The following is a 22,414-nucleotide window of genomic DNA, read 5'->3' as shown; positions in this document are numbered from 1 at the left end:
AATGATGGTTGGCGTGTCTTCCACAACCGTCGCTTTATCAGCCTCAATGTCCGCCACAGGCGCTACTGTGAAGTTCACCGTTTGGCTGACGCTTTCACCGCTTGGATCGGTGGCAGTAAAGGTTAGGGTTTCTGAACCGTTCCAGTCTGCTGTTGGTGAAATGGTCGCGATGCCGTTTTCAATCGAAACCAACACGTTGCTGTTACCGGACACTGAGAAGTTAAGTGTGGAGTCACTGTCTTTAAATGCGTTGTTTAAATCAATCGTGTAGGTCGCGAAGTCTTCCGATAGCACTTGATCTGAGATGACATTATCAACAGTCGGCGCATCGTTAACACGATTCACAATAAAACTATCACTGTCGTTAGCCGTTGGATTAACACCATCCGATACTGACGCGCTGATAGTCAGGTCTTTTAGGTTAAGTTCATCGTTGTTAACCGCATCGACGCCTGCTTGAGTCAGCTTGACTTCATCGCCAACTAACACAAAGTAACCGTTTGAGTTGTTTTCTAAAGAAACGGTTAATTGGTCTTCTGGCGTATCAGTATCACGAACCGTTAAGGTTGCGACTACCGTATCAGTGCTCACTGCGTCTTCAGTGATGCTTTCTACGGCATCAACCTTGATAGTTGGCGCATCGTTCACTGGATTAACGGTAACGGTCACCTTCGCTTCATCGGTCAATTGACCGTCCGTTACGATATAGGTGATTTCAGCGTCACCATTGAAGTTTTCTGCCGGAGTGAAGACGAGTTTTCCATCCACCACTTCAACCGTGCCCTGCTCTTTAGGTACAGAGGCTGATTCAATACTCAGCTTCTCGCCATCAATATCGGTGTCGTTTGGCAGGACATCAATCGTCACTGGCGTGTCTTCGTCAGTAATCGCCGTGTCATCTTTTGCCACTGGTGCATCATTCACTGGCGTCACATCAACGCTCACCGTGGTGGATTCCGATACCCCGCCTGACGTGACAATGTAGGTGAAGCTGTCTGTACCGTGGTAGTTGTCGTTTGGCGTGTAAGTTACGCTGCCATCAGGATTGACCGAGACCGTGCCGTTAGCTGGACCATTGTTGGTATCAAGCGACACCACTTTGTCGTCGCCTTCGAACGTGTCGTTACCTAAGACCTTGATGACGGTCGCCGTGTCTTCCACAACCGTCGCTTTGTCTGCCACGATGTCCGCCACAGGCGCAACCGTAAAGTTCACCGTTTGGCTAATACTCTCGCCGCTTGGATCGGTGGCAGTAAAGGTTAGGATTTCTGAGCCGTTCCAGTCTGCAGTCGGAGTGATATTGGCAACGCCATTCACAATAGAGACTTGGATGTTGTTATTGCCAGAGACGGAGAATTCTAGCGAGGAATCGGAATCTTTAAATACTTCATTCAAGTCGATCGTGTATGCATCGAAATCTTCCGATAAAACTTGGTCTGCAATCGCATTTTCAACAGTCGGTGCATCGTTAACACGATTCACAATCAAACTATCACTGTCGTTAGCCGTTGGGTTAACACCATCAGATACTGACGCGCTGATAGTCAGATCTTTAAGGTTGAGTTCGTCGTTGTTAACCGCGTCAACACCCGCTTGAGTCAGCTTGACTTCATCGCCAACTAACACAAAGTAACCGTTTGAGTTGTTTTCTAGCAACACCGTAAGCTCATCTTCCGGCGTGTCAGTATCGCGAACAGTCAAGGTTGCGACTACCGTATCAGTGCTCACTGCGTCTTCAGTGATGCTTTCCAAGGCATCAACCTTGATAGTCGGTGCATCGTTTACTGGGTTAACGGTAACGGTCACCGTCGCTTCGTCGGTCAATTGACCGTCCGTTACGGTGTAGGTAATTTCAGCGTCGCCATTGAAGTTTTCTGCAGGAGTGAAAACGAGTTTTCCATCCACCACTTCAACCGTACCCTGCTCTTTAGGTACAGAAGCTGATTCAATACTTAGCTTATCGTCATCCACATCAGTGTCGTTTGGCAGAACATGAATCGTCACTGGTGTGTCTTCGTCAGTAATCGCCGTGTCATCTTTTGCAACTGGTGCATCATTCACTGTTGTCACATCGACGTTCACCGTGGTGGACTCCGATACCCCGCCGGACGTAACGATGTAGGTAAAGCTGTCTGCCCCGTGGTAGTTGTCATTTGGCGTGTAAGTCACGCTGCCGTCAGGGTTGACCGAGACCGTGCCGTTAGCTGGACCATTGTTGGTATCCAGCGACACCACTTTATCGTCGCCTTCGAACGTGTCGTTACCTAAAACCTTGATGACGGTCGCCGTGTCTTCCACTACCGTCGCTTTGTCTGCCACGATGTCCGCCACAGGGGTAACCGTGAAGTTCACCGTTTGGCTGACGCTTTCACCGCTTGGATCGGTCGCCGTAAAGGTTAACGCTTCTGAGCCGTTCCAGTCTGCCGTTGGGCTAATGGTCGCGATGCCATTTTCAATCGACACCAACACGTTGCTGTTACCGGCTACTGAGAAGCTAAGCACGGAGTCGCTGTCTTTAAATGCGTCGTTTAAATCAATCGTGTAGGTCGCGAAATCTTCCGATAACACTTGATCTGCAATGGCATTTTCAACAATCGGTGCATCATTAACACGATTCACAATCAAACTGTCACTGTCGCTAACCGTTGGATTAACACCATCCGACACTGACGCGCTGATAGTCAGGTCTTTAAGGTTGAGTTCATCGTTGTTAACCGCGTCAACACCCGCTTGAGTCAGCTTGACTTCATCGCCAACTAACACAAAGTAACCGTTTGAGTTGTTTTCTAAAGAAATGGTCAATTGGTCTTCTGGCGTATCAGAATCAGCGACTTCCAACGTCGCCACTACCGTATCCGTGCTCACTGCGTCTTCAGTGATGCTATCCACGGCATCAACCTTGATGGTTGGCGCATCGTTCACTGGGTTAACGGTAACGGTCACCTTCGCTTGGTCAGTCAGCACACCGTCGGTGATGGTGTAAGTGATCTCAGCATCACCATTGAAGTTTTCTGCCGGAGTGAACACCAGTTTGCCATTCACCACTTCAACCGTACCCTGCTCTTTAGGTACAGAGGCTGATTCAATACTCAGCTTGTCGCCATCCACATCGGTGTCGTTTGGCAGGACATCAATCGTCACTGGTGTATCTTCGTCAGTAACGGCATTGTCATTGGTCGCCACTGGCGCACCGTTGACTGGCGTCACATCGACGTTCACTGTGGTGGACTCCGATACCCCGCCCGATGTAACGATGTAGGTGAAGCTGTCTGTACCGTGGTAGTTGTCGTTTGGCGTGTAAGTTACGCTGCCATCAGGATTGACCGAGACCGTGCCGTTAGCTGGACCGTTATTGGTATCAAGCGACACCACTTTGTCGTCGCCTTCGAACGTGTCGTTATCTAAGACCTTGATGATGGTCGCCGTGTCTTCCACAACCGTCGCTTTGTCTGCCACGATGTCCGCCACAGGCGCAACCGTGAAGTTCACCGTTTGGCTAACGCTTTCACCGCTTGGATCAGTGGCAGTAAACGTTAGGATTTCTGAGCCGTTCCAGTCCGCGGTTGGAGTGAACGTAGCAATGCCATTGACGATCGCCACTTGAATATTGCTGTTGCCAGAGACGCTAAACGTTAACTCGCCATCGGCGTTATCCACATCGCTGAAAGCGGTATTTAGATCGATGGTGTATGGCGTGAAATCTTCCGCCAAGGTTTGGTCTGCGATGTTGCTTTCAACCACAGGTGTGTCGTTCACCGCATTCACGGTGACGGTGACCGTCGCTTGGTCAGTCAGCGAACCATCGGTGACGGTGTAAGTGATCTCAGCGTCGCCATTGAAGTTCTCAGTTGGCGTAAATACAAGCTTGCCGTCAATAATCTCGACTTGACCTTGGTCACTCGGCACAGACGCCGATTCAATGCTTAACGTATCACCATCGATGTCAGTGTCGTTTGGCAACACATCAATCGTTACTGAGGTATCTTCCTCTGTAATTGTTGCGTCATTAAGGGCAATAGGCGCATCGTTAACTGAGTTTACTGTTACCGAGACTTGAGCTTCATCCTCTAGCTCACCATCTGAGATGGTGTAGCTAATAGTTGCATTACCATTGAAGTTTTCAGCCGGAGTGAAAACAAGCTTACCATCGACAATCTCAACGATACCTTGCTTTTCTGATACAGAAGCAGAAGTAATGGATAAATCGTCACCTTCAATGTCACTGTCGTTAGCAAGCACATCAATTACAACCTGGGAATCTTCGTCAGTTTGAATCGCATCGTTAGTCGCTATTGGCGCGTCATTAACAGGCTTAATATCTAAATTAGCATTGCCATTAATAACACCCCCATCGTCATCAATGATGTCATAGGAGAATGACACTTCAGTATCATCATCAGCTTCTGGGATATAAGTCCAAGATCCATCGTTGTTATCAATTAAAGTTCCATTCCCACTCTCAATAGTGACGTTTGTAACGATAAGAGTATCAGCATCGTCAATATCGACATTCGATAGTAATTCTTCGGTAGTTATCGTGATGGGATCGCTATCTTCTTCGATAGCGCTTAATGTCACTGGAGAATTAGTAAGTGGTTTATTTGAGCCATCTCCACTGGTTTCTATATTTGTTGCGAAAAAGTCATTTAAGGTCAACGCTTGTGTTTCAGATAAACCGAGGGATTCCAAGCCAATAGTTTCAAAATTTGTTGAGGCCAGCACTTCAGTGCCATCCCGTGCAATCGTGGCACTATTTTGTAAACTTGAACCACTGTTTTCACCCGCAGCTGGCGCGAGTTCTTCATCAACTATAGAAGGGTCTTGACCTTGCTCAATAGCACCAATAATTCGTGCCACATCATCAGAAATATCTTTTGAGCTTTGCTCTTCAGTTAGTTGAATGTTCAAATTTAGAGGTGCAGCATCTGTCGTTGCCACTACCACTTCACCTGGTAGGGGCTGTTGTCCTTCTGTTAGGACTCTCAGTTCCCCATCTAAACCTATTACGACGACTTGATTACCGAGTGACACTAACGCTGTACGATCCATATAAATCTTAACCCTAAATAACTGTCAAGTTTTTGACTAACAATACTAATTTGCTATATATTGCCTGATTATATAGTGCAATAACAGCAATTTGATGCTCAATTAAGTAATTATGTGTCATACATCAATAGGAATCTATGCGCATATTTGTCTTGTTTTAATAAAAGCCACTCAACTCTTGTTAAACATCAATTTCACTTTAAAATCGGGATCCTTATTCAAAATTTAGACCCACCAAATGAATTGATTTATCAAGAATGAAACAAATGAACAATGAATCAACAGGTTACTTCATCGTGTATTAATGTTATTGTGCGCTAAATTATTGACGCCCTTATAGGTATCCCACTTATAAGCCCTCTCACCTCGAGAAATTTTATTATTATCTAGGAGAATCACAGTGAAGTGGACTCGTGCCAACGCCTTTTGCATTGGTGTGTTCGCAGCTAGTCATGCTTTTGGGCAAACACTAGAGCAAGCGGTTGAAAACACATTAAAAACCAATCCTGACATCAAAAGTGCGTTCAATGAATTCGTTAGCAAGCAGTATGTGAATGAAGCATCTGGCGGTGCTTACCTCCCATCCGTAGATTTAGACGCCGGTATCGGTTATGAAGGCATTAACCCAGCAGAAGCAGGGCGAGATTCAACGGATCTGACAAGAAAAGAAGCGACCGTGACACTAACCCAGTTGATATGGGACGGTTCTGCGACACTTAACGATATGGATCGAACAGCAGCTGACGCAGAATCAGTTCGTTATCAACTGCTCGCTGATGCTCAAGACACGGCACTCGAAGTGGCAAAGGTTTACTTAGATTCAGTAAAAGCTTATGAAATTCTTACACTTTCAGAAAACAACTTGAAGGTTCATAAGAAGATCTACGAAGACATTAAAAAGCGAGTTAACTCAGGACTTGGGTCTACCGCTGACCTAACTCAAGTAGAAGCTCGTTTAGCAAAAGCTCACGGTAACTTGGTGGCGGCTCAGAACAACTTATATGACAGCCACACCACGTTTACACGCCTTGTCGGACAGTCCCCACAAGGATTGATTTTTCCGCGAGCGGACCAGAACTTTATTCCCTACACCATAGATGAAGCAATTGACTTGGCATTTGAATCGCATCCAGTAATCAAAATTTCGATGGCAGATGTAGACTCAGCTAAGTTCCAATATAAGCAATCTAAGGGAACTTACTATCCAACGATATCTGTAGAAGCGGCTCAAACGTGGCGTGATGATGCAAGCGGTATCGAAGGAAGCAGTGATGAAACGACAGCGATGCTGCGTATGCGTTACAACCTCTTTAATGGTGGTAGTGATGTCGCCAATGCTGAAAACTTTGCCTATCAACTAAACAAAGCCAAAGATTTACGAGAACGCGCATACCGCAGCGTTGAAGAAGGACTTCGTCTATCATGGAGCGCGTTAGATTTAACGCTTCAGCAAAAAGAGTTTCTAGCGGATCACGTAGATTCGGCATCTGAAACTGTTATCGCCTACGAGAAACAGTATCGCATCGGTAAACGAACCCTTTTGGATTTGTTAAATACTGAAAACGAGTTATTTGAAGCGAGAAAAAACTACTTGGATGCTCGATATTCAGAGCAATACGCGAAATACCGTGTAATGAATGCGACCGGCCAATTGTTAAATGCCTTGCGAGTCGATGTGCCTACGGAATGGAATGAAAAGGTGGAGTACTGATCATGAAACCAATGAAAATTCTATTTGCATTAAGCCTTCTCGCCGTTACTCAACAGGTTGTTGCTGAAGACGAGTATGACTATCGACCTGTACCAAGTGCAGAACAAATTGCTGACCTTCAAGATGAAGATAACGATGGCGTCATCAACGCTCGAGATATGTGCCCTGGCACACCTGAAGGCTCAGAAGTCGACAATGACGGTTGCGGCGAATACATTAAAGCATCAGATAACATGCAAGTGAGAATACTTTTTGCCAATGATTCTGATGAAATCAATCCCGTGTTCAGAAGACAAGTACGTGAACTGTCCGATTTTTTAAAAGAATACCCTACTACGTCGATCGAACTGCACGGCTACGCGAGTAAAGTTGGTGGCTCTCAGCACAACCAAGATCTATCAGAGAGACGAGCACGCAATGTCCGTGAGGCGCTATTGAGCTACAACATCGAACCGAGCAGAGTTCGTATTGTTGGCTTTGGTGATACTCACCTAGCGCAACAAGGTACCGATGAAGTCAGCCACGCTTTAAACCGCCGAGTAACTGCTTCTGTCGTTGGTTATAAAGGCGAGATTAAAAAAGAGTGGACAATATTCACTACCCTCCCTGAAAGGTAAAAATATCTGTATTAATGTTTGTTCAAACAAGCATTAATAAACCTAGAACGACATAAGAAAAGGAGCTTCGGCTCCTTTATTTTTACTCATTTCAATAACCGTATTATGCTTTAGGAATCGGCACTTTAGTGTTACCCTAGCGGCGTCATAACAACGAGAGTTTTGAAATGAGCAAACTTACATCAGATATCCAAGCAAACCTTGACCTTTTTGTTGCAGAAACAAAAGAAAACCAACTGGTTTGGGGTTTACGCAATGAAGAAGGTTGGCTATCTTGCGATTCAACTGAATTCGAAAACAGTGAAGTCATGCCTTTCTGGTCTTCTAAAGAAGATGCAGAAGCGCACAATGTTGAAGAATGGGCTGACTTCACTGTAATAGAAATCCCACTAGATATCTTTGTTGAAGATTGGCTTTTAACTCTTGCAGAAGATGGTGTTCTTGTTGGTACTAACTGGAACGATCAGCTAGAAGGCAAAGAAATGGAGCCTCAAGATCTAGCTAAGCTTTACATTGCATAACGACTTCTAGACCTCAACTTTATGTTGGGGTCTTTCTTTTTATGCTCTTTTTTTGATATGTCGACCAAGTGCATAGTTTTCCTATTCTTTTTCTTCGTACACCCAACTCAATCACAACGCTGATCAATTAATAGCGTTATGATTCTCTAATTCCAAAGCAACAAAAGAACATAAGGCACGTTTAAATATGCGCACGCTCTATCCTTTGCTTGCGTCACTCTTACTCGCCCCGGTATATGCTAGTGACACTCAAGATATTGAGCCAGAACAAAATATCACGCAGTGGCACGCCGTTTATCAAACCACATTGAGAAGTAATCCTGACTCAGCATTAAGCATGCTTCAAGATCGATACCACACAGCGAAATCGCACAGCGAAAAACTCTACGTCAGCGGGCTGATTTATGAATACATGTCGAACATAAAACAGCCGTACTATGGTAGCAGCCAAGTTCTCAACAATAACTTTGCTCAGTTAGAGTCAGAGTACATTCTTGCCTTAAATGAACGTAAGCATGGTAGTTATGACGCCTCAGTAAATAGCTTTTCTTCGTTGCGACAAAAAATGAAGCAGACTTCAGATTCTGAAGGCAAAGCTTTGATGAACTATCAGCTCTGTTATACCTTGAATCAACAAGGTCGTTATCACAAAGCAAACTTTTATTGCTCGTCGTTAGAAAGCCATCTAAGTCAACAACACCAAGAAAACTTCCCTATTGATCTCGCGTTACGTGTGGTAGCGAACAATTATAACTATCGTGGCGACTATGAAAAAGCGCTGAGTCTTTATCGAAAGCTGCTGGCCAATATGTCTGCTCAAAGCGACCCTTCTGGCATTTACAATGACGTCGGAAATTTGCTAGCAGAGCTTGGGCAGTTTGAACAATCAGAACAATATCTCATCCAAGCCCTACTCGCTCGTCAAGATGAAGGGACACCACTCAAAGTCGCCCAGGTCGAACATAGCCTTGGGGCAATGTATAAGAAATCCAAAGAATTCGATAAAGCCATCAATCATTATCAAAATGCATTAACAATACTCAACCAGCTCCAATACCCATATGGTCAAGGGTTAAGCTACTTAGGGCTGTCTGCGGTTTTAGCCGAAAGTGGGCAACTGGATACCGCAGTAGATTACATTGGAAAAGCTTTAGACATTGCTGAAACGTATGAAAATACGCACCTCGAAACGGAAGGACATTTAGCTGCTGGGTTCGCGTATTTGAAAAACCATGCTACTGAAAAATCGATTGCACATGGCAAAGTCGCGTTAACACTAGCGATCAATAACTCTAGGCCATTATTACAGGCACAAGCTCAATTACTCCTTTCCAAAGCGTACCAAGCCCAAGGTGATTATAAACTGGCATTAGAGCACCACGAAGCCTATTCAAACATTGAATTGGCCAACCGAGACGCTAGCAATATTAAAGCATTAGAGGCATTAGACCTCACAAAGAAAGAGTACGAATATGATCTTCAAGTCGCTCGGTTGAATAATGAAAAAAGCTTAAATCAGCATCAATTTGAGAAGCTTACCGATCAAAAGCGCACTTATAATTTTGTGGTTTCCTGTTTGTTGGTCTTGCTCATTCTGGCATTGATACTTCAGCGACAAACACGACAAAAAGCCAAAATAGATAGTCTAACATGTGCGTTGAATAGAGCGGCAATTATAGAGACCATCAAAGGTCAAACCTCCAAAGCGGACGAAAACTTCCGCTATGTTTTAGCATTAATCGACCTTGATGACTTTAAGACGATAAATGATCAATACGGTCATCCGACTGGCGACTTGGTGTTACAGCAAGTTTGCCAAGTGCTTAAAGCTAAGCTCAATAAGGGAGAGTATATCGGCCGTTTGGGTGGAGAAGAGTTTATCTTACTATTGAAAAACGTCGATGAAATTGACGTTCCTTTCCGCGTACAAAGCCTACACAAAACGATTTCAGAGAAGCGCGTACGCACGGTAAATAATAGTGATCTGAGTGTAACCGCTAGCTTGGCCTATCTATCAACATCAATGCCGCTTACCAACTTTGATGAACTTTATTCGATACTAGACCAAGCTTTATACCAGGCTAAAAAGCAGGGAAAAAACATCATTATAGACGCATACGATGAGCCAATTAGCCTAGGTTCTGACTATGTTAGCCAGTAAAGCAAGGCACGACTAAACGTCAGCAGCCTGCTTGTTCACAAGAGACTGCATTACGGTCTCTTTATTGTTTAGGTAATCATCTAAGCCAGCTTTGCGCAAATCGCACGATGGGCAATCACCGCAACCATCACCAATGACCCCGTTGTAGCAGGTCAACGTATTTTCACGAACCAGTTGCAACGCGTCATATTGATCAGCTAACGCCCACGTTTCTGCTTTATTTAGCCACATTAACGGTGTTTTGATCGTCAGGTTACGGTCCATCCCTTGCACCAAAGCCGTGTTCATTGCTTTCACAAAATCGTCACGACAATCTGGATAACCACTAAAGTCGGTTTCACACACGCCAGTAATTACGGTTTCAGCCCCAATTTGGTAGGCGTAGATTCCTGCGAGCGTTAAAAATAGGATGTTCCGGCCAGGAACAAAAGAGTTTGGTAGGCCGTTTTCTTGCAATTCGTGTGAGACAGGGATGTCATCACGCGTGAGAGAGCTAATCGCAAGTTCGTTTAAAAGGCCAACATCCATCACTTTATGCGCTTTGACGCCAAGATCCTTTGCGATCTTTTGTGCCACTTCTATCTCTAACTTGTGGCGCTGACCATAATCAAAAGTAATGGCATGAACTTCATCAAACTCTTTAAGTGCTTGAACCAGACAAGTCGTGGAATCCTGACCACCACTAAAAACAACAACGGCTTTTTTCATTTCTCTCTCCGCTCTTAAGCAATACTTAGGTATTTATGAGTTTGAACAGACAAACGCCAATTGCGAGCGATGCACGTTTCAATACACAATTGCGTTGCACGAGGCTTTTGGCTAATAGGCTGCAATGCAATGACAGTCTCAACCGTGACATTCGCATTTGCCAATAGCTCATCAAGATGGTCGATGTCTTTTTGCGTACCAACTGGGTGCTTAATCTCATTCGCACGCTCTAACGCGCTATTGAGAACTGGAAGTTTACCCTTCATCGCCACTTTTGGTGACACGGTCACCCATGTATTTTTTGACGTGATGACTTCTGATGTGCCACTGGTTTCAATCTGGCATTGGCAACCCATATCCTCAAACGCCTTTGTTAAAGGGCGTAGATCATAAATACAAGGCTCACCACCAGTAATCACGATATGTTTAGCATTAAAGCCTTGCAGTTGATATTGCTCTACGATGTTCTCGGCAGATGCGACGCACCATGTCGGAGAATCTTCCGTCTTCACCAAAATATCACCAATTTGACGTTGGTCATTTTCATCTGCATACCACGTTTGTTTGGTATCGCACCATGAGCAACCAACCGGACACTCTTGGAGGCGAACAAAAACAGCAGGTACTCCAGTGAAAACCCCTTCCCCTTGGATGGTTTCAAACATCTCATTTAGCTTATACAACGTAGAACTCACTCAACTCATAATACTTCGAGGCGAAGACCTTAATGGACACACGTGTCTAGGTCAATTTAAACCAAAAATTAATTGTTAAAATAGACCATTTTGTAGTTTCATAGTCGCGGTGAGCGTAGGTTTCTGGTTCGCGTTATACCAAACCTTATTCACTTACAGTTCCCAAAAACTTTAAGGTAAGAAATGATGTATAAACTGATCGCATTAGATATGGATGGCACACTGCTCAATAGTGATAAAGCAATCTCTGAAGAAAACAAACAAGCGATCGCAAAGGCTCGAGAAGCAGGCGTTACTGTCGTTCTCGCTTCTGGTCGCCCATTAGAAGGAATGCAAGGCAAGCTCGACGAACTGAATATCCATTCCGATAAAGATTTTGTCCTTTTCTACAATGGCTCTATGGTTAAGAACGTAGGAACAAATGAAATCATCCACCAGCAAATCATTGATGGTAAGGCAGCAAAATTAGTCGCTCGCAAAGCGAAAGAATTAGGCGCTTATGTGCACGCATTCAGCCAAGCACATGGCTTGATCACCAATGAGAAAAACCCATACACTGACATCGAAGCCAACATTAATGGCTTAAATGTAACAGAGATTAATTTTGAATCGCTAGAAGATGATCATCCAATCATCAAAGCAATGATGGTTGCCGAGCCAAGTAAGTTAACTGAGGTCATCGCAGCGCTTCCGTCTGAAATGCGTGAAGAGTTTACGGTGGTTCAAAGCGCTCCGTTCTTCCTGGAATTTCTTAACCCAGCGAGCAACAAAGGTATTGGTGTTGCTGCAATTGCTGAGTATCTAGGTATTCAACCGGAAGAAGTGATCTGTATGGGTGATGCTGAAAATGACCACCACATGCTGAAGTACGCTGGCCTTGGTATCGCGATGGGAAATGCGATGGAAGAGACCAAACAAATCGCTGATTACATTACGGTAAGTAATGATGAACACGGTGTCGCTAAAGCGATTGAAAAATTCGTCCTTAACGCTTAATTCTCTCCGCCGCTATTGCGTCAACGTTATTACCTTTAACTCAGCCATGGCGTCAGATATACGCAAAGCCACATTGTTGAGCTACTCAACGTACAAAAAAGCCTTGCTGTAAAGCAAGGCTTTCTTTTTACTCGTATGCCTGAGAAAGAAAGCATACAACCATCAATCTAGCACTGTTTCTCTCTGTTGTTTTTCATGAATCAGCTTTCTTGCAAGCAAGATAAACAGCAACATCAACAATGGATAATGCAACGTCGACAATACCAATGACCACAAACCACTAAACGAGACAACAGAGCTTGAGTATAAATAAAGTTGCTCAACGAATACCAACGCAAGCGTTACAAAAATCATCTGACGAGAATCCAAATGCACTTTTGACTCTCTAAACGTCATAACCAACGCTGATGCCGTAATTAAAATAGCTAACCAGCGGCCAAACACAGGTAATGGCCAGATAACAGAGATGACCGCCGTTACCGCAGTCATAATGAACCAGACGCCTTTTGAGCTCAGCACTTGATCAACATTCACGTCTTGATTTGTTTCCAATCGCAGAACATGCCAGGCTACCAAGCTTCCTAACAGCGCACCAAACAACATATCTAAGAAAAAGGCGCTACCAAGGAAAAACTTACATAACATAATAGTAAGCGTGATGAGCATCATAACAGCGGTCGTACCATTCAAACCGAAATAATGTGTTCTCTGAAATAAAAAGGTTAAAACACAAAACCAAACGGCAATAGGCAAACTTGGAAAACTAAATCCAAAGCTGTGTGTTAACTCCATCATTGGTATATAGACATGCGGGCGAGGAAGCGCAAAGCCCTGTTGAGCTACAAGTACCATCAGGGACGTCGCGCTAATAGCGAAAAAGAGTCGGAATACAAATCGACTGCCAAAACGCATCATTACTAACGGAAATAGAAAAAGCAGTATCGTAGGTTCTGTCAGTTCTATAACAAGATTTGAGATCTGATTCGCTACCTCGAAACTCGTTTCGGATAAAGCCCCTACCCAACTTTGTAAGTCTTTCATCCACCTCAATTCAATCTGACGAAATGAAGGCGCGGATTCGATCAGCTGAGTCACATAAGATGCGGACTGCTGAGTAGCTTGTTCAAAAAACTGAATGGCTTGTGGCCATTGAGCGGGATAGCGGTACAAAAATGATGGCAGCTCGGATGGTCCAAGTAACATTGCAGATGCGATTTCTACCCCGTAGTGAGGAGCAAACCAAATAGGTAACTCATTCCCACCTAAGGAATTGTTCATCGAAAAAGCAATAATCTCAGAATCTGATATGCAATCGTAATAAACCGCGGTGTCTGTTCTGCCAAGTTCCTCCCCAACAGTGACCACTAAACCCGTTTCTTCCCACGTTTCTCTTTGCGCAGCAACTTTGGGGGATTCTCCATCAATAATTGTCCCACCAGGTAGAGAAATCTTATCCGTCAATATTTCATGAACTAGCACTAACTTGTCGTCAGCACGAACAACGCAGAGTGCCCCTTTTACTTCGCTCGCGGCAGCTTTAGCCGTAGAGATTGGTGAAACAGGTAACAAAATAAAACAAAGGATGAGTAATAACAGCTGTCTCAACACAAAATATGACCTTAAGTAAACATTATGATAACCAATGAATAATGGCAGTTAATCTTATCTTTTTCGATAAAAATTAAGTAACGAGTTATGCCAAACAACGTTGATCGAATAAAGCATGATCTTGAAGCTCATTGGAGAGTAATTTAATGCAAACCTGACAAAAATCAGACAAAACATGAAATGTTGATCGCAATTCTGCCAGTTATATGAAGGTAGCGTCAGGATAAAGTCATACACATTTTATGGGTTCTCAAAGTTGGAACAATAAAAAAGGGCTTATTATTCGAAAACAATAAACCCTGCTTATGATAACTATGCGCTGTTCGTTGAAACCAAGAATGAATTCTACCTCAAGTCACCAACGAATCAGCTTTTGAATGCTTGATGGTTAGTTAGACTTGCAATGTGCGTCGCGAACTTCTTGCCAAACACCCCAAGGTCCAGAGTCTGCTGGGTTATCGCCTTGAGTCCACCACTGCGCCTGCCACACTTTGCCATTCCAAGTAACGTTATCCCCTTTGAGATACACCGTACTCGCTTGCCATTCTGCTGCGCAGTTATCTGTTGGAGGCGTTGTCACTGTTTTCGCTTGAGCCGACACTAGCGCCTGATATTGTGTACTGGTCTTATCAACGTTGAAGTTCAAAGCAACTCTTGCTTCTCCCGCCTGAGCTGCTCCAAATTCGACATCGACACGACAACTTGCATTCATTGCTAACGTCGCCTGAGAACACTGATCATTTGCAATAACGGCAGCATCAGCAACGCCAGAAGCAAACGCGCGAACGTTTTCTACAGTGAACGTCGTGTTACCTGAATTTTTGATAACAAAACTATGTTGCTGCAACTCGCCAACATTAAATGATGCCAATGTCTGTTCGGTGGTATACCCAACAGAAACATTCTCTTTCGGAGGTGTAGTCTTGCCAATGACACCATTAACAAAATTACGCATGGCGGCGATATCGCTATAAACACCATACATACCCGGACGAGCACAACCTATTCCCCAACTGACCACACCAAGTTGAGTAATTACGCCACCACGATTAATAACGATTGGACCACCGCTATCTCCCTGACAGGAATCTATCCCGCCTTGAGGAATTCCCGCGCAGAAAGACACCTCTCCAACGGTTGTGTAATTACCACCGGCTTGACGACAAGTCGAGTCCGACACGAGCGGAACGTCAACCTCTTGCAATCGAGATGGAGAGCTTCCTCCTTCAGAGGTTCTCCCTAAACCTGCGACTGTAAGCCAATCTCCGATGCTGGCGTATTGCGTTAGACTGCCATCGGCAATTTCAACCGCAGCAACACCTTGAGGTACATAGTCTAACTTTAAGACTGCGAGATCGTGAGAAAGCGTTGCTCGGCGATATGCCGGGTGCATGTGGATTTCACTCACGTTAGCTCGAACACCGTCAGTGCCATTGTAAACGACGCCACCAATTTTAACCGCAATCTGATTCGGTGAATCACCCTCGACACAGTGTGCCGCAGTAAGGACGTAGCCATTCCCAATATAACTGGCACCACAATATGATCGGTTACCATAACGGCTAACAATTTGGGTGTAGAATCTCCACTCACTAGGATCAGCAGTGATGCCGCCTACGATCTGGGGTTGTATAGTGTGATTTTGTGTCTGTGACAAATCATCAGCACTTGCGAACATTGGCAAAACAGCCAACGCAAGTAACGATTTTGTTAGTTTCAAAATATTGTCCTCTTGTTTTTGTAAGCACGATCCTCGTGCTACTAATAAACAAGCAGACAAAAACGCCAATACCAATGTGGGCGCATATTAATTTACTAACATTGCGAGCAACTTATAGAGAAAAGTCTATTGACGAACTGAATGATTTCAATTCGCTAGAATGTGTATCACAATATTAAAATTAAGCATAGTCATTAGCTCAACGGCTTTCTTAGATAGTGAATATGGTGTGCAAACCCTTGTTTTTCATACAAAGAGACTGCCCCCTGGTTAAAGTGCCATACTTCAACAAACATCTGTTTTGCACCGTAATCAGAGAACGTTGACTCAATTTTGTTAATCAATGCCTGAGCCGTGCCTTGTTTCCGAAACTCAGGTAACACATAGAGCTCATCCACACTTCCCATCATAACCGGCTGACTGACGGTAGAAACAAGTTCACAGAAATGACCCGAGATAAAACCAATCATTTCATCTCCTTGTTTTGCTACATAAACAAGACATTCAGGATCATCAATGTATCGAGCAATACTTTTTTCTTGCTCTATCTCCTCTGCAGTTTTGAACAGCTCAGGAGATTGAAGATGATGCTCATCATGCAGCTCAAACATAAGGTCGTTGAGCGACTCAAGGTCGCTAAAACACGCAGATTTAATTACAAACGTGGTCATACAAAGGGTCACTAAAAATTGAATGGCTGTAGTTTGTGAGGAAAATGCTGTATTGGCAAGTCACAAAATTACCTGCACGAGACGTTTACGCGATCTACAAACAAAAAAGCCCCTGCACTTAATAAGCGTACAGAGGCAGAACCAACCTACAGAGTTCGAGGATCAGGGGTTAGTTAGAATTGAGTTTTAATTAGCGTCTTAACACTCGTTCAATTTCGTTCAAACTACTTGGGTCATCAATCGTTGACGGAACGGTGTATTTTTCACCATCGGCTATTTGACGTATGGTTCGGCGCAGAATTTTACCCGAACGTGTTTTCGGTAAGCGATCCACAACCAGTGCATGCTTAAAGCAGGCAACCGCACCGATCTCACTACGTACCTTGCCAACAAGCTCACCTTCAAGATCAAGCTCGTCCACTTTGACACCATCTTTAAGCACAACAAAACCAAGTGGTAACTGCCCTTTTAACTCATCGTGGATACCCACGACTGCACATTCCGCAATCGCTGGGTGGCCACCGACAATTTCTTCCATTTCGCCTGTCGATAAACGATGCCCCGCGACATTAATCACGTCATCAATACGTCCCATAATGAACAGGTAACCGTCTTCATCCAGATAGCCCCCATCACCTGACACATAGTAGCCAGGGAATTGGCTGAGGTAACCGGTTTCAAAACGGTCATGGTTACGCCAAACCGTTGGCAGACAACTCGGTGGCAGCGGACGTTTTAATGCGACAAAGCCTTGTTGGTTAGGCCCGACCGACTCTCCAAGTTCATTCAGAATCTCGACCTGATAACCCGGAATTGGCTTCGTCGAAGAACCCGCTTTAACTGGCATCATTTCAACACCTGTTGGGTTGCCCGCGATAGCCCAACCCGTTTCCGTTTGCCACCAGTGGTCAATAACGGGTTTGTCTGCTTTGCTCTGAACCCATTCCAGTGTTGGAGGGTCAAGGCGTTCTCCTGCCATAAAGATGGTTTTCAATTTAGAGAGATCATACTGTATTAAAAACTCACCTTCTGGGTCTTCTTTCTTGATCGCACGGAACGCTGTCGGGGCAGAGAACAACGCATCTACTTTGTATTCGTCACACACTCGCCAAAATGCACCAGGATCCGGTGTTCGGACGGGCTTGCCTTCGAATAGGATTGTTGTGCAACCGTGAATCAGTGGCGCGTAAACAATGTAAGAGTGCCCTACTACCCAGCCAACATCAGATGCCGCCCAAAATACGCCATCTTGAGGAATGTTGTAGATTGCGCTCATAGAGTACTTCATCGCGACGGCATGGCCACCGTTGTCACGCACAACGCCTTTTGGCTTACCTGTCGTACCCGAAGTATAAAGAATGTAGAGTGGATCGGTTGCCAACACCGGAACACAACCGTGTGGCAACGCTTGGTTGTACTCTTGCTGCCAATCCAGATCTCTTTCTTGGTTTAGATCGGCTTCGCACTCAGGACGCTGGAATATAAATACTTTTTCAGGCTTCCATCGGCTGTCCATAATGGCCTTGTCTACCATTGGCTTATATGGAATAACTTTGTTGATCTCAATCCCACACGACGCCGTCATGATGACTTTCGGCTCTGCATCTTCAATTCGTACAGCAAGTTCATTAGGTGCAAAACCACCGAATACAACGGAGTGAATCGCCCCCAAACGCGCACAGGCTAGCATCGCCATTGCGGCTTCTGGAATCATCGGCATGTAAATAACAACTCGATCGCCTTTTTCAACGCCTTGGGCAGACAGCATGCCGGCAATTTTTGCCACTTGGTCACGCAGGTCACTATAGGTATACGTTGTTTTATTGCCGGTTACTGGCGAGTCATAAATGAGTGCCGTATTATCACCGCGTCCTTGCTCGCAATGGTAATCCAATGCTAACCAGCACGTATTCATTACACCATCTGGAAACCAACGTTCTATGCCGTTTTCATCAGATTTCAAGATGGTTTTAGGAGATTCGAACCAATCGATATTCTCCGCTTGAGCGCGCCAAAAACTCTCCGGTTCGTTTTTCGCCAATAAATATTCTTTTTCGTATGAAGACATATTGCTTCCTCCAGTATGTCCTGACATTGCTCTCGTTCTATTCAAAGACCGTTCTTTTCACTCAAAGACATCAGAGGGTACACGCACAAATCCCTCCATTAGTATTCTCGCACTTCGGCTCATGATGGCTTTGTGTACCACCCAGCCCTGTTCAGCTTGCTTCGCTTGTGCTCCAACTTTTAACGTTCCTGACGGATGGCCAAAAGTCACTGACTCTTTTTCACCGCCACCAGCAGCCAAGTTAACCAACGTACCCGGTACACACGCCGCTGAAGCGATAGAAACAGCTGCTGTTCCCATCATTGCATGGTGAAGTTTGCCCATCGACAACGCACGAACCAACACATCAATTTCCGACTCATTTACCGCTTTACCGCTTGAGGACTGGTAACTTTTCGGCTTGGATACAAACGCGATTTTTGGTGTGTGCTGGCGTGTTTGAGCTTCTTCAAGTTCAGAGATCAGCCCCATTTTTAATGCGCCATGTGCACGGATGGATTCGAACATCGCTAATGCTGTGTCATCGTTGTTGATATCGTCTTGCAGCTCGGTGCCCTGATATCCAATCGATTCAGCATCAATAAAAATGGTTGGTATGCCCGCGTTAATAAAGGTCGCGTTGAACGTACCCACATCCGGCACCACTAAACCATCGACTAAGTTGCCTGTTGGGAACATGCTGCCTTCCCCATCTGCCGGGTCAACAAAGTCCACCTGAATCTCTGCTGCTGGGAACGTCACACCGTCGAGCTCAAACTCTCCGGTTTCTTGCACGAATCCGTTCACAATCGGCACATGCACCAAGATAGTTTTGCTGATGTTCACCTGCCAGACACGCACAGTCACAATGCCATTTTCTGGAATACGATCTTGCGGGATCAGGCCAGCATGGATAGCAAAAGGCCCGATAGCGGCAGACAAGTTACCGCAGTTCCCACTCCAATCCACAAATGGCTTATCAATGGATACTTGTCCGAACAAGTAGTCAACATCGTGGTCGTTACGGCTGCTGCGCGAAACAATCACCGTTTTACTGGTACTTGACGTCGCGCCGCCCATGCCGTCGATTTGTTTAGCGTAAGGATCCGGACTGCCAATAACACGCAACAAAAGTTTGTCACGCGCTTCCCCCGCCACTTGCGCCTCTGGTGGCAAATCTTCAAGGTTGAAAAAGACACCTTTACTCGTGCCGCCACGCATGTACGTCGCCGGCACTTTGATTTGGCTCATTTGATTCGGAGTTTTGCTTTCCATAACCGCTCCTTATTGCGCCAAGAAATCTTGCGCGAAACGCTGCAAAACACCGCCTGCGTTGTACACGTGAACTTCGTCAGCGGTGTCTAGGCGGCAGGTAACCTGAACATCGACTTTGTCGCCGTTGCTACGCGTAATAACCAAGGCTAGATCAGCGCCCGGTTTAATCTCACCAACTACGTCGTAAAGTTCCGTCCCGTCCAGTTCTAGCGTATTGCGGTTTACACCTGGCTTGAATTGCAATGGCAGCACGCCCATGCCAACCAAGTTAGTGCGGTGAATACGCTCAAAGCCCTCAGCAACGATGGCTTCTACGCCCGCCAGTCGAACGCCTTTTGCTGCCCAGTCACGAGATGAGCCTTGACCGTAATCCGCACCAGCCACCACGATCAGTGGTTGTTTACGATTCATGTAGGTTTCAATCGCTTCCCACATGCGTACAACCTGGCCTTCTGGTTCGATTCGCGCCAGAGAACCCTGAACGACTTCACCGTTCTCTTTCACCATTTCGTTAAATAGTTTCGGGTTAGCAAAGGTCGCACGTTGCGCCGTTAAGTGATCGCCACGGTGAGTCGCATAAGAGTTGAAGTCCTCTTCCGGAACGCCCATTTTGGCAAGGTATTCACCCGCAGCACTGCTCGCCATGATCGCGTTGGATGGTGACAGGTGGTCAGTCGTGATGTTGTCGCCCAGAATCGCTAATGGACGCATGCCAGACAGTGTTCTTTCACCCGCCAGCGCACCTTCCCAGTAAGGTGGACGGCGAATGTAGGTACTCATCGGACGCCAGTCGTAAAGCGGACTAGAGCTTTTCTCTGCGTCATCCAGCTTAAACATCTGAATGTAAACTTGCTTAAACTGCTCAGGTTTAACATGATTACCGACAACAGCATCGATCTCTTCGTCACTTGGCCACAAATCATTTAAGTAAATTGGTTTACCGCTTTGGTCAATACCCAGAGCATCGCGCTCGATATCAAAACGAATGGTTCCTGCTAGCGCATAAGCGACAACTAACGGTGGAGATGCTAAGAAGGCTTGTTTCGCATAAGGGTGAATTCGGCCATCGAAGTTACGGTTACCAGACAGAACGGCTGTCGCATATAAATCACGGTCGATGATCTCTTGTTGGATTTTTGGATCCAACGCACCACTCATACCGTTACAAGTGGTACATGCGTAACCGACGATACCAAAGCCAAGCTTCTCTAACTCAGGTAATAAGCCCGCTTCTTCCAAGTACAGGCGTGCAACTTTAGAACCCGGAGCAAAAGACGATTTCACCCAAGGTTTACGTACAAGGCCGAGCTCATTGGCTTTCTTCGCGACAAGGCCAGCAGCGACGACGTTTCTTGGGTTGCTGGTATTAGTACACGATGTGATAGCAGCGATGATCACTGCGCCATCTGGCAACTCACCTTCTTTCTCTTCCCACGCACCAGAAATGCCACGCTGCGCCAACTCCGATGTTGGTAAACGGCGGTGAGGGTTTGACGGGCCGGCCATGTTACGACTTACTGATGATAAATCGAACTCAAGTACTCGCTCATAAACGGCAGTATCTAGATCGTCAGCCCAAAGACCGGTTTGTTTTGCGTATTTTTCTACTAGAGCAACTTGCTCTTCATCTCGGCCAGTTAGTTTCAAGTAATTGATGGTCTGCTCATCAATATAAAACATGCCAGCTGTCGCGCCGTATTCTGGTGTCATATTTGAAATAGTTGCGCGGTCTCCGATCGTTAGATCGCGTGCACCTTCACCAAAGAATTCAAGATATGAGGAGACGACACGCTCGTTGCGTAGGAATTCAGTAATCGCGAGGACAATATCCGTTGCGGTAATGCCCGGTTGACGTTTACCCGTTAGTTTTACACCAACAATATCAGGTAGACGCATCATTGATGGTCGGCCAAGCATTACGGTTTCAGCTTCCAGACCACCAACACCAATCGCGATAACACCGAGGGCGTCTACGTGAGGCGTGTGACTGTCCGTACCCACACAGGTATCTGGGTAGGCAATACCCTGCTTCGCTTGCACCACAGGAGACATTTTCTCCAAGTTGATTTGGTGCATGATGCCGTTACCCGCAGGAATCACACTGACGTTTTCAAACGCTGTTTTACACCACTCGATAAAGTGAAATCGGTCTTCATTACGGCGTTCTTCAATCGCGCGGTTTTTATCGAAAGCATCAGGTTCAAAGCCTGCATGCTCAACCGCTAAAGAGTGGTCAACGATCAATTGAGTCTCAACCACAGGGTTCACTTTTGCAGGATCGCCACCCTGATCCGAAATAGCATCGCGCAGACCCGCTAAATCGACTAGAGCGGTCTGACCAAGAATGTCATGACAAACAACGCGTGCTGGATACCAAGGAAAATCAAGATCACGTTTACGTTCAATTAACTGTTTCAGGCTATCCGTCAATGTGTTCGGATCACAGCGACGGACCAGTTGCTCAGCTAGCACGCGGGAGGTATAAGGGAGTTTTTCATAGGCTCCAGGAGAAATGGCATTGACGGCTTCGCGTGCATCAAAGTAATCCAGTTGAGTTCCCGGAAGCGGCTTACGATATTGGGTATTAATATTTGTGTTCATGGTTTGCTTCCATTCAGTCTGTACATCTTGCCTT

Annotated in this window: 14 protein-coding genes; 5 read left to right on the top strand and 9 right to left on the bottom strand. The window is 45.5% G+C overall.

The genetic code is table 11. The features are described 5' to 3' along the window. A partial coding sequence (locus tag CBX98_RS21665; protein WP_146192904.1) for a tandem-95 repeat protein occupies nt 1–5,049 on the bottom strand: 5,049 nt, incomplete at its 3' end. 400 nt (nt 5,050–5,449) lie between these two features. Between CBX98_RS21665 and CBX98_RS21660 the strand changes: the two genes are divergently transcribed. The 4 genes from CBX98_RS21660 (at nt 5,450) to CBX98_RS21645 (ending at nt 10,059) form a co-directional block, all read left to right on the top strand. Next, nucleotides 5,450–6,760 (top strand): TolC family outer membrane protein, encoded by a 1,311-nt coding sequence (locus tag CBX98_RS21660; RefSeq protein WP_005395046.1) that lies wholly within the window; start codon nt 5,450–5,452, stop codon nt 6,758–6,760. Between the two features lie 2 nt (nt 6,761–6,762). Continuing rightward, the gene (locus CBX98_RS21655) at nt 6,763–7,377 is read left to right on the top strand and encodes an OmpA family protein (RefSeq protein ID WP_046874949.1); all 615 of its coding nucleotides are present in this window, start codon (nt 6,763–6,765) and stop codon (nt 7,375–7,377) included. A 167-nt stretch (nt 7,378–7,544) separates the two neighbouring features. Next, nucleotides 7,545–7,898 carry a DUF2750 domain-containing protein gene (locus tag CBX98_RS21650; protein WP_109170248.1) on the top strand — a complete coding sequence of 118 codons (354 nt, stop codon included), beginning with the start codon at nt 7,545–7,547 and terminating at the stop codon, nt 7,896–7,898. Between the two features lie 187 nt (nt 7,899–8,085). Beyond that, a complete protein-coding gene (locus tag CBX98_RS21645; RefSeq protein WP_109170247.1) occupies nt 8,086–10,059 on the top strand; it encodes a diguanylate cyclase in 1,974 nt (657 codons plus the stop codon). A 12-nt stretch (nt 10,060–10,071) separates the two neighbouring features. Here CBX98_RS21645 and queC read toward each other — a convergent pair whose 3' ends face one another. Both queC and queE read right to left on the bottom strand, forming a co-directional pair. Next, nucleotides 10,072–10,767, bottom strand: coding sequence for a 7-cyano-7-deazaguanine synthase QueC (gene queC / locus CBX98_RS21640; protein WP_104969424.1), 696 nt, complete (start codon nt 10,765–10,767; stop codon nt 10,072–10,074). A gap of 14 nt (nt 10,768–10,781) precedes the next feature. Next, nucleotides 10,782–11,432 (bottom strand): 7-carboxy-7-deazaguanine synthase QueE, encoded by a 651-nt coding sequence (gene queE / locus CBX98_RS21635; RefSeq protein WP_172606012.1) that lies wholly within the window; start codon nt 11,430–11,432, stop codon nt 10,782–10,784. A gap of 216 nt (nt 11,433–11,648) precedes the next feature. Here queE and CBX98_RS21630 point away from each other — a divergent pair, with 216 nt between their 5' ends. Continuing rightward, complete coding sequence (locus CBX98_RS21630) at nt 11,649–12,458, top strand: Cof-type HAD-IIB family hydrolase (protein ID WP_109170246.1); 810 nt, start codon at nt 11,649–11,651, stop codon at nt 12,456–12,458. Nucleotides 12,459–12,620: 162 nt separating this feature from the next. On the opposite strand, the gene CBX98_RS21625 is transcribed toward CBX98_RS21630, so the two are convergent. From CBX98_RS21625 to acnD, 6 genes are all read right to left on the bottom strand, one after another. Then, nucleotides 12,621–14,066, bottom strand: coding sequence for a bifunctional NUDIX hydrolase/phosphatase PAP2 family protein (locus CBX98_RS21625; protein ID WP_006741551.1), 1,446 nt, complete (start codon nt 14,064–14,066; stop codon nt 12,621–12,623). 388 nt (nt 14,067–14,454) lie between these two features. Continuing rightward, nucleotides 14,455–15,786, bottom strand: a complete 1,332-nt coding sequence (locus CBX98_RS21620) for a trypsin-like serine protease (RefSeq protein ID WP_109170245.1) — start codon at nt 15,784–15,786, stop codon at nt 14,455–14,457. A gap of 194 nt (nt 15,787–15,980) precedes the next feature. After that, the gene (locus CBX98_RS21615; protein WP_047009793.1) at nt 15,981–16,457 is read right to left on the bottom strand and encodes a GNAT family N-acetyltransferase; all 477 of its coding nucleotides are present in this window, start codon (nt 16,455–16,457) and stop codon (nt 15,981–15,983) included. A 190-nt stretch (nt 16,458–16,647) separates the two neighbouring features. Beyond that, a complete protein-coding gene (locus tag CBX98_RS21610) occupies nt 16,648–18,525 on the bottom strand; it encodes a propionyl-CoA synthetase (protein WP_172606011.1) in 1,878 nt (625 codons plus the stop codon). A 57-nt stretch (nt 18,526–18,582) separates the two neighbouring features. Beyond that, nucleotides 18,583–19,779, bottom strand: a complete 1,197-nt coding sequence (gene prpF, locus CBX98_RS21605; RefSeq protein WP_109170243.1) for a 2-methylaconitate cis-trans isomerase PrpF — start codon at nt 19,777–19,779, stop codon at nt 18,583–18,585. Between the two features lie 9 nt (nt 19,780–19,788). Continuing rightward, on the bottom strand, nt 19,789–22,380 hold the full coding sequence (gene acnD, locus CBX98_RS21600; protein ID WP_109170242.1) for a Fe/S-dependent 2-methylisocitrate dehydratase AcnD: 2,592 nt from the start codon (nt 22,378–22,380) through the stop codon (nt 19,789–19,791). Nucleotides 22,381–22,414 lie beyond the last annotated feature (34 nt).

The organism is Vibrio sp. T9 (assembly GCF_003123985.1).
Taxonomy (GTDB): Bacteria; Pseudomonadota; Gammaproteobacteria; order Enterobacterales; family Vibrionaceae; genus Vibrio; species Vibrio diabolicus.
This window is presented reverse-complemented; position numbering and strand designations above follow the sequence as displayed.

Coding starts and splice junctions, on each gene's coding strand:
- CBX98_RS21655 (WP_046874949.1), top strand. CDS start 6,763: ATGAAACCAATGAAAATTCTATTTGCATTAAGCCTTCTCGCCGTTACT.
- CBX98_RS21650 (WP_109170248.1), top strand. CDS start 7,545: ATGAGCAAACTTACATCAGATATCCAAGCAAACCTTGACCTTTTTGTT.
- CBX98_RS21645 (WP_109170247.1), top strand. CDS start 8,086: ATGCGCACGCTCTATCCTTTGCTTGCGTCACTCTTACTCGCCCCGGTA.
- queC (WP_104969424.1), bottom strand. CDS start 10,767: ATGAAAAAAGCCGTTGTTGTTTTTAGTGGTGGTCAGGATTCCACGACT.
- queE (WP_172606012.1), bottom strand. CDS start 11,432: ATGTTTGAAACCATCCAAGGGGAAGGGGTTTTCACTGGAGTACCTGCT.
- CBX98_RS21630 (WP_109170246.1), top strand. CDS start 11,649: ATGTATAAACTGATCGCATTAGATATGGATGGCACACTGCTCAATAGT.
- CBX98_RS21615 (WP_047009793.1), bottom strand. CDS start 16,457: ATGACCACGTTTGTAATTAAATCTGCGTGTTTTAGCGACCTTGAGTCG.
- CBX98_RS21610 (WP_172606011.1), bottom strand. CDS start 18,525: ATGTCTTCATACGAAAAAGAATATTTATTGGCGAAAAACGAACCGGAG.
- prpF (WP_109170243.1), bottom strand. CDS start 19,779: ATGGAAAGCAAAACTCCGAATCAAATGAGCCAAATCAAAGTGCCGGCG.
- acnD (WP_109170242.1), bottom strand. CDS start 22,380: ATGAACACAAATATTAATACCCAATATCGTAAGCCGCTTCCGGGAACT.